The sequence below is a fragment of the Mycolicibacterium rhodesiae genome, from assembly GCF_002086695.1.
Taxonomy (GTDB): Bacteria; Actinomycetota; Actinomycetes; order Mycobacteriales; family Mycobacteriaceae; genus Mycobacterium; species Mycobacterium rhodesiae.
This window is the reverse complement of record NZ_MVIH01000008.1, coordinates 111,828-124,936: the sequence shown is the minus strand read 5'-3', so window position 1 is coordinate 124,936 and position 13,109 is coordinate 111,828. Positions and strand designations below refer to the sequence as shown.

General features: G+C 62.4%; 11 protein-coding genes and 1 tRNA gene. 8 read left to right on the top strand and 4 right to left on the bottom strand.

Annotated elements, in window-relative coordinates; genetic code table 11:
• Positions 1–119 precede the first annotated feature (119 nt).
• The 5 genes from BST42_RS17780 to BST42_RS17760 all read left to right on the top strand — a co-directional run bounded on the left by BST42_RS17780 (position 120) and on the right by BST42_RS17760 (position 5,256).
• The gene (locus tag BST42_RS17780) at positions 120–422 is read left to right on the top strand and encodes a hypothetical protein (RefSeq protein WP_083120629.1); all 303 of its coding nucleotides are present in this window, start codon (positions 120–122) and stop codon (positions 420–422) included.
• 98 nt (positions 423–520) lie between these two features.
• Positions 521–1,978, top strand: a complete 1,458-nt coding sequence (locus BST42_RS17775; RefSeq protein ID WP_083120628.1) for a DNA primase family protein — start codon at positions 521–523, stop codon at positions 1,976–1,978.
• A gap of 186 nt (positions 1,979–2,164) precedes the next feature.
• On the top strand, positions 2,165–3,091 hold the full coding sequence (locus BST42_RS29390) for a hypothetical protein (RefSeq protein ID WP_133057476.1): 927 nt from the start codon (positions 2,165–2,167) through the stop codon (positions 3,089–3,091).
• Between the two features lie 111 nt (positions 3,092–3,202).
• Positions 3,203–3,862 carry a recombinase family protein gene (locus tag BST42_RS17765; protein ID WP_237159482.1) on the top strand — a complete coding sequence of 220 codons (660 nt, stop codon included), beginning with the start codon at positions 3,203–3,205 and terminating at the stop codon, positions 3,860–3,862.
• The gene (locus BST42_RS17760) at positions 3,862–5,256 is read left to right on the top strand and encodes a tyrosine-type recombinase/integrase (protein ID WP_083120626.1); all 1,395 of its coding nucleotides are present in this window, start codon (positions 3,862–3,864) and stop codon (positions 5,254–5,256) included. Before BST42_RS17765 ends, BST42_RS17760 begins: the two co-directional genes overlap by 1 nt.
• A 3-nt stretch (positions 5,257–5,259) precedes the next feature.
• Here BST42_RS17760 and BST42_RS17755 read toward each other — a convergent pair whose 3' ends face one another.
• From BST42_RS17755 to BST42_RS17745, 4 genes are all read right to left on the bottom strand, one after another.
• Entirely contained in the window at positions 5,260–6,033 is a 774-nt protein-coding gene (locus tag BST42_RS17755) for a DUF8453 domain-containing protein (RefSeq protein ID WP_083120625.1), read from the bottom strand.
• Positions 6,034–6,039: 6 nt separating this feature from the next.
• Positions 6,040–6,939, bottom strand: a complete 900-nt coding sequence (locus BST42_RS29385; RefSeq protein ID WP_133057475.1) for a hypothetical protein — start codon at positions 6,937–6,939, stop codon at positions 6,040–6,042.
• Between the two features lie 218 nt (positions 6,940–7,157).
• A tRNA-Leu gene (locus tag BST42_RS17750) sits at positions 7,158–7,231 on the bottom strand.
• 349 nt (positions 7,232–7,580) lie between these two features.
• Positions 7,581–8,954 (bottom strand): cation:dicarboxylate symporter family transporter, encoded by a 1,374-nt coding sequence (locus tag BST42_RS17745; RefSeq protein ID WP_083120624.1) that lies wholly within the window; start codon positions 8,952–8,954, stop codon positions 7,581–7,583.
• A 105-nt stretch (positions 8,955–9,059) separates the two neighbouring features.
• On the opposite strand from BST42_RS17745, the gene BST42_RS17740 reads away from it, so the two are divergent.
• The 3 genes from BST42_RS17740 to BST42_RS17730 all read left to right on the top strand — a co-directional run bounded on the left by BST42_RS17740 (position 9,060) and on the right by BST42_RS17730 (position 13,104).
• Positions 9,060–10,592, top strand: coding sequence for a sensor histidine kinase (locus tag BST42_RS17740; RefSeq protein ID WP_083120623.1), 1,533 nt, complete (start codon positions 9,060–9,062; stop codon positions 10,590–10,592).
• Entirely contained in the window at positions 10,589–11,266 is a 678-nt protein-coding gene (locus BST42_RS17735) for a response regulator (RefSeq protein WP_083120622.1), read from the top strand. The genes BST42_RS17740 and BST42_RS17735 overlap by 4 nt, the downstream gene beginning before the upstream one ends.
• Positions 11,267–11,583: 317 nt before the next feature.
• Positions 11,584–13,104 carry a CoA-acylating methylmalonate-semialdehyde dehydrogenase gene (locus tag BST42_RS17730; RefSeq protein ID WP_083120621.1) on the top strand — a complete coding sequence of 507 codons (1,521 nt, stop codon included), beginning with the start codon at positions 11,584–11,586 and terminating at the stop codon, positions 13,102–13,104.
• Positions 13,105–13,109: the final 5 nt, after the last annotated feature.

Below are 13,109 nucleotides of genomic sequence, written 5' to 3'. Positions count from 1 at the left end.
GTTACTAGGGGCGTCCCCTATCTTCGCAGTCGTTGCGGCGCAGCGGCTTTCGTGCGCCTAAAGTCGGTCTTGCTGGCACCCGCCAGCGCAAGGAAACGGGCCATGGGAGACAACGGATCATGCCTTACATCAACCTTCTGGACCGAGCGGAGTTCAATACCGCTGCCGTCCATCGCTTCATTGTCGAGGAATGCGGCTTCCCGGTGACTCTCACCAAGGTAGAGCTTGCTGCCGCCGCTGGGGAGCTTGAGACTGTGCGCGCGACTCACCACAACAGGTACTCGCGGCGCATGGCGCTTAGGTGGTTGGAAAGCCTAGGCGTAGCCGTGGACTGGGATATCGCGAATGATGAAGCAAGGCGGGAGCTGGCACGGTTGGCACAACGTGAAGCGGAAGCCGAGTTGGCAGAGCTGGATTCGTAGCAACACATCGAGACAGAGGCGGTGAAGCCTAGCCGGTGAAAAGCGATTCTCCCGAGCGCATTTGGCAGTGAAGGGGAGAACTCGCCGAAAGGGAACAGATGACGTCGAGTATACCGCCTGGCGGCACCACAGACACCGGCAGCGGCGAGCCCGAGCAACCCAGCGTCAACGACAAGGTCGTCACACGAGATCTGCGGATGGCGGGACGCCTGGAGACCAAATCGGCTGGGCTGCATAAATTTATCGCTAAACGCGGCTGGCACTACTACGACGGCAGGGTCTGGCGTCTGGACGACAATGAGAGCCGCATTCAGCAGTTGTTGATTGACCTGCTGGCGGACCTGTGGCCCTCGGCATTCTCCAACCAACAGCTTCAGGAAGACATCCAGCGCTGCCATACCTCGGCAGGCATCACCGGCGTACTCAAGATCGCCTCAAAGCTGCGCGGATTTTCCGCACGCATCGAAGACTTTGATGCCAAGCCCTGGCTACTCAATACGCCAAACTGCACGATCAACCTAAGCAGTCGCGAAGCTCGTCAACACGACCCCAACGACTTGCTCATGCAGATCACCCGCGCTGAATTCCATAAAGGCGCATACGACAGCAGCACAGTCTTTCGTCCGATGCTGGAGCGCATCCAGCCCGACGACCCCACCCTGGAGTACCTCCAACGCGTCGCGGGCAGCGCACTGCTCGGCAATCATCGCGAAGACATATTTGTCATCTGGCTCGGCGAGCTGGGGAGCAACGGCAAGACGGTGCTCGACGGCGCACTGCGGTATGCACTGGGCGACTACGCCAGCATCGCACCCCGCGAAATGATCATGGAGACCCGGTTCACGCACTCGTCGGACAACATCGTGCTGTTCCGTAAGCGCTACGTCTCCATCGACGAAACCAACCGCGGCGAGCGCATCGACGAAGCCAAGATGAAAAGCCTCACCGGCGGAGGAACACTCACCGGACGCGACCTATACGAGAAGCGTGTGACGTGGGAACCCACGCACACCCTGACCCTGATGACCAATCACGGCCCGAAGGTATCCGGGGACGACAAAGCGTCCTGGCGCCGAATCGTGGTCATTCCGTTCAACGTCCGCATCCCAGACCCAGACCCCAACGACCCCGGCGCAGCCAATGTCGGGCTCAGTGCACATCTGGAAGACGACGCCGATGCCGTGCTGGACTTCCTCATCAAAGGCTATGCGCAGTATCTAGAAAACGGCCTGGCCGATGTTCCCGAAAAGGTGCAGCAAGCCACCACGGCCTACTACGAAGCCAACGACGAACTGTTGCAGTTCCGCCGAGACTGCTGCGATGAGGCGACCCACCTGAGAGTCCCTAACCCGGAATTACTCGCGGCCTATCGGGCCTGGTGTGACAGCGAAGGAATCGAACGCCCCTACGGAGCGCGCGCTTTCGGCCGGTACATGGACGGAAGCGGCTTCAAGCGCGAAGCCGGTGGAGACAAGCTGCGGGTCGGCATCGCGCTGAAGCAGAGGTTGCAGACGGTGCGTCGGGCCGACCCCCGGCGGGAAAACCACGCTGACTAGGCAAAAGGAAAAAATGGATGTTTCGCAAGCACTCCCTATATAGGGCATTTTCAGAAATGTTCCGACGGGATGTCCATAGTCTCCTCTTCCCAGGTCAGGCCATGTTTTCGTCCGGACGAAACGCCTCTACCTGCGGCGATGAACGCCCAGCTGGGCAAATGCAAGCAGCACAGAAGGAGCAAGCCAATGCCTGACGAAGACAACGTGATCGACGTCGAAGCTGTCGAAATCACTGAAGGCGACAATCTTCCGGCGGTCGTCGAAGCATCGACAACGTCGAGCATGAACAACGATGCCACTGCGGTACCTCGATGGAGCGAGGAGTTCTGGCATCGTGCCTCTCCGAACGTCCAAGCGCGTAGATGTGTGGGACACAAGCGCAACGGCGACCGTTGTCTCAAAGCCGCGCTCAAAGGTGCAACGGTATGCCGTACGCATGGTGGTGCCACCCGTAGAGTCCAGCGGGCAGCCAGAATCAGGCTTGAGAACGCGCAAGACCTCATGGCTCAACAGCTATTGGGAGTTGCGCTCACCGCCGAGAGCGAATCCGTCAAGCTCGCCGCGATCAAGGACGTGCTGGATCGAGGTGGCCTCAGAGCACCGACTGAAGTCGTACTGTCCCAGAGCGAACCGAAGCCGTACGAGCAGATTTTCGAAGGCATCACAACAATGTCCCGTGAAGAATCTCGAAGGGCTCGAGGTGTCTCCGATGCTTCCGACGACATTGCCGGCCTGGATGGCGCTCACTTGCACGCAAGCTCGCAAGAAGGTGCTACGCACCATTCTTCGCACCCACCCGACCAAAGCGACTCGCCCCACACAGACGTCCCCGGGGATAGCAGCGCGCGGCGGGAGTCTTTAGACCCGACCGCCTACCCACGTGACCATGACACGCCCGCTTCTGGGCAGCATGAAGCATCGTCAGCGCCGGATTCGCCGATGCATCGGGACGGGCCGCGAAGATTCGCCCGCGAGCGTGACGCTGGGCCACCCGCCCGCCACATCACCGGCGACGAAGCAATTCGGCAGGCCAACGCCGCAAATCGCCAGATAGGCGCGCTGCCGCCGCCGCGTGAGTTGGAGAGTCCACATAAGCGCTATCCACGTCCGTAGGGCCGAGAGTGGCGTATTCAAGCCATCTTTCGAGGTCAGGCGGTCGGCTATAAGTATTCGGTGAGGTGGGTGACGGTCGTCACTCGCTACAACCGACACCAAGGAGAGGGCATGAGCGCAGTGAGCGAGAGCAGCAATATGTCGAGAGCCATTGGCTATCTGCGAGTTTCGACCAACAGGCAGGCCGAGAGCGGCTACGGGCTAGAAGCTCAACGAGATCAGGTCGAACAGTTCTGCACCGTCAACGGCATGGACCTTATCGGCCTGCACATCGATGTCATGAGTGGCCGCAAGACCGATAAGCTGCACGGACGCATAGCCGCTGTTTCCGCTATCCAGTCGGGTATCGCGAACGTATTGGTAGTCAACACCTTAGACCGCTCCAGCCGCAGCATGGCCGACGGCGCAAAGCTGGTGGCAGATGCGAAGGCCGAAGGGTGGCGCATCGTGGGGCTTGACGGAACCGACAGCGACACAGTGTCGCAACTCGTTGCGCACGCCAGACTCCTAGTGGCAGAAGAGGAGCGGGAGCTTATCAGTAAGCGCACTAAGCAAGGGCTGATCAAGGCTCGACAGGCCGGAAAGCAACTCGGAAAGCCGTCCACCATCGACCGCGTCACCATTGACCACATCGTCGAGTTGCGTAGTGGCGGTATGGGAACCAAGGCCATCGCCAGGGCATTGGATACTGCCGGCATCGCCGCACCACGTAGCAACACATGGAGTTACAGCACCGTACGCGGGGTGCTTGAACGGGAAGGTGTGGTCTGATGGCTGCAACGATTCGGGCGCGGGTAACCAAGCGTGTCGACAAGTTCGGCAATCCTGTCGTGTCCTACCAAGTTCGATGGCTAGAACCTATACGGGATGAGTTCGGAGCACCCACCGGCAAGTTCAAGCAGACATCCGAGACCTTCGATACCGAGCGCAAAGCCAAGGCGCACATGCGGAAGGTTGAGAATCAGCTGGAAGGTGCAGCAGGCGTTGACCCGTCCTCGGCGAAGCTGAAGGCCAATACACCCCTGGGAACCTATGCGCGCCAGTACTTCGACTCTCTGGTCGGAATCATCGACCCGAACACCATCGAAGGCTACGAGAAGATCTACCGGAGCCACATCGGTCCGGTATTCGGTTCCAAGCCTGTGGCCGCGATCACCACGGCCGACATTGCGCAGTTTCGGGCGAGTCTTCTCGCTCCGTATCTGCGGTATCGCCGACCAGGTTCCAAAGCGTCCCCCAGCACCGGGCTGAGCACTCGCAGTCCAAAGACCGTGAAGCACATCGTAGGAACGCTGAAGCGGATTCTCGATGTGGCTCAGGATGATCAGGCCATCGCAGCCAATCCGGTTATCGCCAATCGCCGCAGAACCACCAAGCGCACCGGACAGCCCTTCAAGCACCATCCGCTGTCGGCCAACCAGATAGCGTCGGTAGTCGATTGGATCGCCACTGACCATGTGATGGTTCGTGAAGAATCGAACTCGGCAGGACCTACGGGCAGCACCTATATCCGGCAAGGAAACGACGTATACGCGCTGGCCGTGCTGTTCACCGCCCACACCGGTGTTCGGGCCAGCGAGCTCCAGGGTCTACAGGTTCAGGACGTCACATTGTCCGATATACCGGGCACCGTGGGTAGCATCCGCGTCGAGCGCACCGCGAAGCGCAAGAACCGTGACTGGACGTACGGCACTCCCAAGAGCGACGCTTCGTCCGATCGCGTCGTGCCTCTGGCGCCATGGTTGGCCGACGAATTGCGCGTGTATCTGACTGACACTCACCCGTTCTCGGCGATGAACACAGCCGGCAACAGGTACATCCCGCATGCTCCCCTGTTCCCCGGGCGTCGCAATCGCTATGTGTTCGACTGGGCGAAGCCGGTCTGTGCCGCAAGTCTGTACGAGCACTATTTGCAACCTGCATGCCGCTCTCTGAAGCTGGGTCAGGTGCGGTTTCACGATCTGCGGCATACCTTTGCCACCATGAACTTATCTGCAGGCGAGCATTACATGCAAGTTTCAAAGTGGCTGGGACACAGCACTTTCGTCCTGACTCTGACGACCTACGCGGACTACATCAACGAGGACGAGGTGGTCGCCCCGAAGGTTGGGCGGGGAACCGTAAGCACCGAAAACGTAGTGCCTCTGGAGCGGAAGGTCAATTAACACTCACTCCTCGGAAGAGCCGCTTTCTTCTTCCGTTCCAGCCGAGTTGCCCTCAGTTGATCGTGGCTCTTCCGACTCTCCCCTGAGCATGCGGCCGATGTGCTCTCGATTGGCTCTCCGCCGCTCGGCAACGGCTGCGTAGTACTGCCGCTCGTCGTCACCGGGCACGGTGTAAACCCACATACCACCGTGTTGGCTTTTGTACCCCTTGAGGGTCCCGGATATTTCGTAGAGAGCCTTTTCGACTGTGCGGCTCTTCTCAGTTGTCACGTGCATGCTGTCGCGAAGCATGTCGGCGTCTAACGAGATGGGATTGCGATAGCTGGGTCTATCAGGATTCATCTTGTCGTCAAACTCGACGTGACCAACAAAGTGGCTCTGAAGCTCGCCCTTGTATTCTTCGCGTTCGATGCCTGAGTCCCAGGACGTTCGCCATTCCTGTTGTGGGGCCAGGACGGCGATAGTCTGGGGTACGTACAGGCTCGTGACCTCTTCCCCCGTGTCAGCCCTTTTCCACGGCACTACTGCCAAAGGCGGCAACGTGATTCGTAGGTTGTAAGCGGTTGTCTGTCCGAAGTTTTTGACCACCAGGTCCATGTAGTGCCAGTTGTGGGGGTCGCGCTCGATGAAGACAACAACGTCCGGTTGAGCCACTCTCTCGGCTGTGTCACGGGCAGCTTGAACCTGACCATGCGCATAGATCAATGCCCAACCCGCAACGACGACAGTTGCCACTTGAGCGATCGCTGCTACAGCAACCCAAGAGTCGGCGTCCACCCCGGCCTACTCCAGCAATGTCTGCCGACCGACCGGCTGTTGCCCGGCCAATCGGTCAGCCTTGTTTTGAGGGGTCAACGTGTACGTAATCCCTATGCTGTGCAACGGATAATCCCACGCAAAGTTGATGCGCTTTTCGACGCCTTCAAGCTCCCAACCGATGTACTTTGGCCGCTGGAGTGATCCGCGCAGAGGGTTAAGTGGATTGTTGAACCGTGGGTCTTGTCGGCCGGGATTGAATAGCGTCAAACCAAAACTTACGTGAGCAAGATCGATGACGCCGCCACCGACCCATGTGTTGTCCTTATCGATGAATGGCGAACATCCCCACCAGTGACTGTCAACAACTTCTTTGGTCTGAAATGGGCAATAGCGGACATCATGGTTGTCCGTACTTCCAGGGACCGTCAGGCCCCACTCCGACGGCCAAGCCGCGCGATTGAGCAGCAGATCGATTGCTTCCGGCGGGAACGTGAGTTTGTGCTCTCGTTGCTCGTGTAGGTGCCCAGTGACAACGTGATTTAGGAGCAGCTTTAGGAGCCAACGTTGCATGTCGTCACCAGAGATGGTGACTTCCTCTGCATCTCCCCACTCTCCAGCGCCAGCGTCGTACTGAAGTGCGTTTCGCCGAAGAAATTTCGCAAATGCGACTGCGGCGGCATCTGCAGGACTAAGGGACTCGTTATGCTTCTTACACAAAATGTTCGCTACGAAGACTTTTGGCGGTACCGGGTTACCGATGCCCTTACCGGCTTTGTGTTGGACCGTGAAATCTGGATTGTCGTCTTCGTACAACCTGAGCAGGCCTAGTGAGACGTAGTGTTCGCCGGAAATCTTCGCAGAGCACCCGCCACGCGTGTTCGCGTAGCACCTGGGGTGCTTGAAGTCGTCAGCTTCGTCTGTCATCTCGTCGCTTCCTACCCGGACGGCCACCGATCAACATATCAAACACTTGTTCGACTGAAGATGTACTTTCGCCTGCGTGTCGTGCTGGGCTGCTGATTGGCACGGCACAGTCCTCACCATTGCGCCCGATGTGGACCCGGCGTGGACGCGGCGGTCTCTGCCAAGAGTTTGCGCGGGTACCAGAACCGCTGAAACGCCGTCTACCTGCAGATACTCGGTGCCCCCACTGGGACTCGAACCCAGACTTGGCGGATTTTAAGTCCGCTGCCTCTGCCAATTGGGCTATGGGGGCCGCACCGGGTGGTCGGCGCAGCATTGACGTTAGCGCGTGTGACCTCGGGCTCCGGCGACCACGGGGCCGCCGAGACACCGCGTCGCACCCCAGGTCACCGTCGCGAACGCCACGCATCACAGCGTGTGCCGACTGAAGTCATTGGTAATTCACAGCTTTCACCCAGTTCAGACCCGTGATTCACAGCGAGCTGCGTTACGGTGAAGGAGCGACAGGGCCTGGCTCTTCTCGCGGAAAGGCCCGGCGGCCCCCCCGACAGCCGGGCTTTTTCCGTTTCACGACCATGTCCGTCTCCCAAACGGCACGACACCCCGGGGGAAGGGCTCCCGGGGTGTCGTGAGCTTGGGGATCAGGCGGCGACTGCCTCCTTTTGCGCCGGCCGATGATCGTTGTCGAGCATGGTCACCTCGTCGAACGGGTCGCGGCCGGACAGCACGCCGTCGACCTTGGCCGTGTCGACCGTCTTGGTCCACGAGCCCACCAACAGGGTGGCCACCGCGTTGCCGGAGAAGTTGGTCACCGCACGCGCCTCGGACATGAACCGGTCGATCCCGACGATCAGGCCGACCCCGTCGAGCAGCTCCGGGCGGTGCGCCTGCAGGCCGCCGGCCAGCGTCGCCAACCCGGCCCCGCTCACCCCGGCCGCGCCCTTGGACGCCACGATCATGAAGACCAACAAGCCGATCTGCTCCCCCACCGACAGCGGATCACCGAGCGCATCGGCGATGAACAGCGATGCCATCGTCAGGTAGATCGCGGTGCCATCCAAGTTGAACGAATATCCGGTCGGCACAACCACACCCACGGTGCTCTGCTGCACACCCAGGTGCTCCATCTTCGCGATCAGCCGTGGCAGCGCCGACTCAGAGGACGACGTCGCGAAGATCAGCAGGTACTCCCGCGCCAGGTAGCGGACCAGCTTGAAGATCGACACCCCGGCCACCATCCGCAGCAGCGCACCGAGCACGCCGAACACGAACACCAGACACGTCAGGTAGAAGCCCAACATCAGCACCAGCAGGTTGGTCACCGCGCTCCATCCGGTCTGGCCCACCACATTGGCCATTGCACCGAACGCACCAATCGGGGCCAGCCACAACACCATTGACAGGACCTTGAACACCAGCCGCTGCAAATGCTCGACCCCCCGCAGGATCGGCTCGCCCTTGGTGCCCATCGCCTGGATCGCGAACCCGACCAGCAGCGCCACGAAAAGCCCTTGCAGCACATTGCCGTCGGTCAGCGACGAGAACAGCGACGTCGGAATGATGTGCTGGATGAACTCCACCAAACCGCCGGACTCGTGCGCCTGTTCGGCCAGTTGCGCTCCCTTGCCTGCGGTCGACTCCGAGAGCTTGAGGCTGCTGCCGGGATGCAGCAGGTTGCCCACCAACAGGCCGATGCCCAGCGCGATCGTCGACATCACCATGAAGTAGCCGAACGCCAACCCGCCGACCTTGCCGACGGTGGCGGCTTTGCGTACCGATCCGATACCCAGCACGATCGTGCAGAAGATGACCGGGACGATCATCATCTTGATCAGGGCGACGAACATGGTTCCCAGAACGCCGACGTCCTTGCCGATACCGGGGGCCATCAGACCGACGGCGACGCCGCCGACCACCGCGAGGATGACAGCGATGTACAGCCAGTGGGTGCGATCCCGGCGCTTGGGCGCCGGGGGTTTGTCATCGCCGCCTGGACGATCCACAACCGTGGTCATGAGCGGTTTCCTTCCGATGTCACGGCAATCTGTCTGAAAGGATGGTTTACCCTCACGTGACGCAGGTCACGCTTTAGTTCATTACGTTCATCGCGGAGGTGAGCAGTGGCCGTACTGCCCCGCTCGCTGGCAGGCCAGGCCTTCGCGTTGCAAGCCGCGGTGATCCTGCTGGTGGTGGTGGCCGGCAGCGCGTTGGCCCTCTTCGATGCGAAACGCCACGGCGACGAAGCCGCGCGCCAACAGGTGACGGCGATCGCCGTCGCCCTCGCTGACGCACCGTCCACGGCGGAAGCGATCGAAAGCGGCAACGCCGCACAGGTTCTGCAGCCGGTGACCGAGGCTGTCCGCAAGAGCACCGGCATCGCCTTCATCACGATCATGGCGCCCGACCGCACCCGGTTCACCCACACAAACCCCGACCAGATCGGGCAGAAGTACATCGGGACCATTGAGCCGGCGCTGCGCGGCGAGACCTACACCGAGGTCTACACCGGCACTCTCGGTCCGTCGGTGCGCACCATCGCGCCGGTGCGTAACGGCAGCGGGCAGGTCATCGGCCTGGTCGCCGCCGGCATCACGCTCGAAAGCCTCTCCGCGCGCTGGCGCTCGCAATGGCTGATGATCGTCGGTGTCGCGACCGGAGCGCTGGCCCTGTCCTTCGTCGGCATCTGGGCGATCCGCCGGCGCGTCCTGCACCAGACCCACGGCCTGGCGCCCGACGAGCTGCGGCTGATGTACGACCACCACGACGCGATCCTGCACTCGGTCTCTGAAGGGCTGATCGTGTTGGACCGCAACGGGGTCGCGCTGGCCAACGACGAAGCCCGACGCCTCCTGGCCCTGCCCGCCGGACCCATCACGCGCGCCGACCTGCCAGAGTTCCTGCGCGGCAACGACCCCGGTGTACGCGACGAGGTCCGGCTCACCGATGACCGAGTGCTGGTCGTCAACCGCTCTGCGGTCAGCACGTCGGACTCCGAAGTGGTCACCATCCGCGACCGCACCGAATTGCAGGGCGCGCTGGGCGAATTGAGTTCTCTGCAGGGCTTCACCGACTCGCTGCGCGCGCAGGCCCACGAGTCGGCCAACAAGCTGCACACCGTCGTCACACTGGTCGAGATGGGCCGCCCCGACGAGGCGGTCAAGTTCGCCACCCAGGAACTCGCACTGTCTCAACAACTCGTCGACCGGGTCTCCGACGCCGTCGGCGAGCCCGCGCTGGTGGCGCTCCTGCTCGGCAAAACCGCCGAGGCCGACGAGCGCGGCATCGAACTGACCATCACCGAGGAGACTCATCTTCCCGCCGAGGCGCTGCTGAGCCCGCAGGAGATGGTCACCGTGCTGGGCAACCTGATCGACAACGCGATGGACGCCTGCGACCGCGACGACCCGTGGGTCGAGGTGACCGTCAACCAGACCGACGAGCAGCTGCAGATCCAGGTCGCCGACAGCGGCCCCGGCATGGACCCCGACACCTTCGCACGCGCCAGGCAGCGCGGCTACTCGACCAAGTCCGGCAGCGACGCCGGACACCAGGGCCTCGGGCTCGCTCTGGTCGCACAGATCGTCAACCGGCACGGTGGCAGCCTGAGCGCCGACGTGACCTATGGGTCGGTGGTGACGGTGACCATCCGATGATCAACGTGCTGATCGTCGAGGACGAACCGCTGATCGCCGAAGCGCACAACGCGTATCTGGCTCGGCTACAAGGGTTTACCGTCACCGGCATAGCCAACACCGCGCGCGACGCGATGCGCATCGCCGCCGAAGCCGAGTCCCCCGTCGACCTGGTGTTGCTCGATCTCGGCCTGCCCGACGCCAGCGGGATCGCGCTGGCCTCAGCCCTGTCCGGTTTACGGCCCGCCCCCGACATCATCGCGATCACCTCCGAACGCGATCTGGAGATGGTGCGCGCCGCCGTCGCCCACGGTGCGCTGGCCTATCTGCTCAAACCGTTCACGTTCGCGGCGTTCCGTGACCGCCTCGAGCGCTACCGCCGCTACCGCGAGGCACTGCCTGCGGGCACCGAGGCGGCCAGCCAGGCCGAGGTGGACCGGGCGCTGGCCGAGCTCCGCACCACCGACAAGTCGGTAGCCCCCAAGGGCGCCGCACCGGGGACCACCGACGAGATCGCCCGCGCGGTCCGTGATCGCGCCGACGGGCTGACCGCCGACGAGGCCGCCAAACTGGTCGGCGTCTCCCGGGTGACGGCCTGGCGCTACCTGGAACGGCTGGCCGATGACGGCACCGTCACCCGCCTGACCGAATACGGCAAGACCGGCCGGCCCAGCACCCGCTACCAGTGGCGCTGAGACCGAAGCCAGGTCCGGTTTCGGCGACGAATCGCGATCTGAACGCCATCAAAGGGTGAGGGGTCAGTGCACTTCTCCGGAACGCGATATCGCCGGTGATATCGCGTTTCAGAGGAACTACATGGTCCTTCGCAGAGCCTCCCCCTCGGTGGCATCCAACTACATCTGACCCCCATCGAGTGTGCGCGCAGATCGAGTTGGGGCGGCACACAGCGATCTGTACGCACACTCGGCGCATCGCCGGCCCCTTGCGGAGCCGGTCACAGCGTTACTAGGATGTCCTAGTATTCAGCGGCCAGGTCAGCCAAGGGGCAGTCATGAGCACAACCATTCAGCACTTCATCGACGGCAAGCGCAGCAACCTCAGCAGCACGCGCACCGCGGACGTTTTCAACCCCAGCACCGGTGAGGTGCAGGCCCAGGTCCTGCTGGCGTCGGCCGCCGACGTCGACACCGCGGTCGCCTCCGCGGTCGAAGCCCAGAAGGAATGGGCCGCCTGGAATCCGCAGCGCCGCGCCCGCGTCCTGATGAAGTTCATCGAGCTGGTCAACGCCAACACCGATGAACTGGCCGAGCTGCTGTCGATCGAGCACGGCAAGACCGTCCCCGATTCCAAGGGCGACATCCAGCGCGGTATCGAGGTCATCGAGTTCGCGATCGGCATCCCGCACCTGCTCAAGGGTGAGTTCACCGAAGGCGCCGGCGGCGGCATCGACGTGTACTCGATCCGCCAGCCGCTGGGTGTGGTCGCCGGCATCACGCCGTTCAACTTCCCCGCGATGATCCCGCTGTGGAAGGCGGGGCCGGCCCTGGCATGCGGTAACGCGTTCATCCTCAAGCCCTCCGAGCGCGACCCCTCGGTCCCGGTGCGCCTTGCCGAGCTGTTCCTCGAAGCCGGCCTGCCCGCCGGTGTGTTCCAGGTGGTACAGGGCGACAAGGAAGCCGTCGACGCGATCCTGGCGCACCCCGACATCAAGGCCGTCGGCTTCGTCGGCAGCTCCGACATCGCGCAGTACATCTACTCCACCGCGGCGGCCAACGGTAAACGGTCGCAGTGCTTCGGCGGCGCCAAGAACCACATGATCGTCATGCCCGACGCCGACCTGGACCAGGCCGTCGACGCACTGATCGGTGCCGGTTACGGAAGCGCAGGCGAGCGCTGCATGGCCATCAGCGTCGCGGTACCCGTCGGCGAGGAAACCGCAAACCGCTTGCGCGGCAGGCTCGTCGAGCGCATCAACGAGCTGCGCGTCGGGCACAGCCTGGACCCCAAGGCCGATTACGGCCCACTGGTCACCTCCGCCGCGCTGCAGCGGGTTCGGGACTACATCGACGCGGGCGTGGCCGCCGGAGCCGAGATCGTGGTCGACGGCCGCGACAAGGCCAGCGACGAGCTGACGTTCGACGACGCCAGCCTCGAAGGCGGCTTCTTCATCGGCCCCACCCTCTTCGACCACGTCACCACCGACATGTCGATCTACACCGACGAGATCTTCGGTCCGGTTTTGTGCATCGTCCGCGCGCATGACTACGAAGAGGCGCTGCGGTTGCCGACCGAGCACGAATACGGCAACGGCGTGGCCATCTTCACCCGCGACGGTGATGCTGCCCGCGACTTCGTCTCCCGCGTCCAGGTCGGCATGGTCGGCGTCAACGTGCCGATCCCGGTTCCGGTGTCCTACCACACCTTTGGTGGCTGGAAGCGTTCCGGGTTCGGCGACCTCAACCAGCACGGGCCGCACTCGATCCTCTTCTACACCAAGACCAAGACTGTCACCGAGCGGTGGCCGTCGGGCATCAAGGACGGGGCCGAGTTCGTCATCCCCACGATGAACTAGAGGGG

Excerpts from the sequence above, each read along its gene's own strand:
- BST42_RS17780 (WP_083120629.1), top strand. The coding sequence starts at position 120 with ATGCCTTACATCAACCTTCTGGACCGAGCGGAGTTCAATACCGCTGCC.
- BST42_RS17775 (WP_083120628.1), top strand. The coding sequence starts at position 521 with ATGACGTCGAGTATACCGCCTGGCGGCACCACAGACACCGGCAGCGGC.
- BST42_RS29390 (WP_133057476.1), top strand. The coding sequence starts at position 2,165 with ATGCCTGACGAAGACAACGTGATCGACGTCGAAGCTGTCGAAATCACT.
- BST42_RS17765 (WP_237159482.1), top strand. The coding sequence starts at position 3,203 with ATGAGCGCAGTGAGCGAGAGCAGCAATATGTCGAGAGCCATTGGCTAT.
- BST42_RS17760 (WP_083120626.1), top strand. The coding sequence starts at position 3,862 with ATGGCTGCAACGATTCGGGCGCGGGTAACCAAGCGTGTCGACAAGTTC.
- BST42_RS29385 (WP_133057475.1), bottom strand. The coding sequence starts at position 6,939 with ATGACAGACGAAGCTGACGACTTCAAGCACCCCAGGTGCTACGCGAAC.
- BST42_RS17745 (WP_083120624.1), bottom strand. The coding sequence starts at position 8,954 with ATGACCACGGTTGTGGATCGTCCAGGCGGCGATGACAAACCCCCGGCG.
- BST42_RS17735 (WP_083120622.1), top strand. The coding sequence starts at position 10,589 with ATGATCAACGTGCTGATCGTCGAGGACGAACCGCTGATCGCCGAAGCG.
- BST42_RS17730 (WP_083120621.1), top strand. The coding sequence starts at position 11,584 with ATGAGCACAACCATTCAGCACTTCATCGACGGCAAGCGCAGCAACCTC.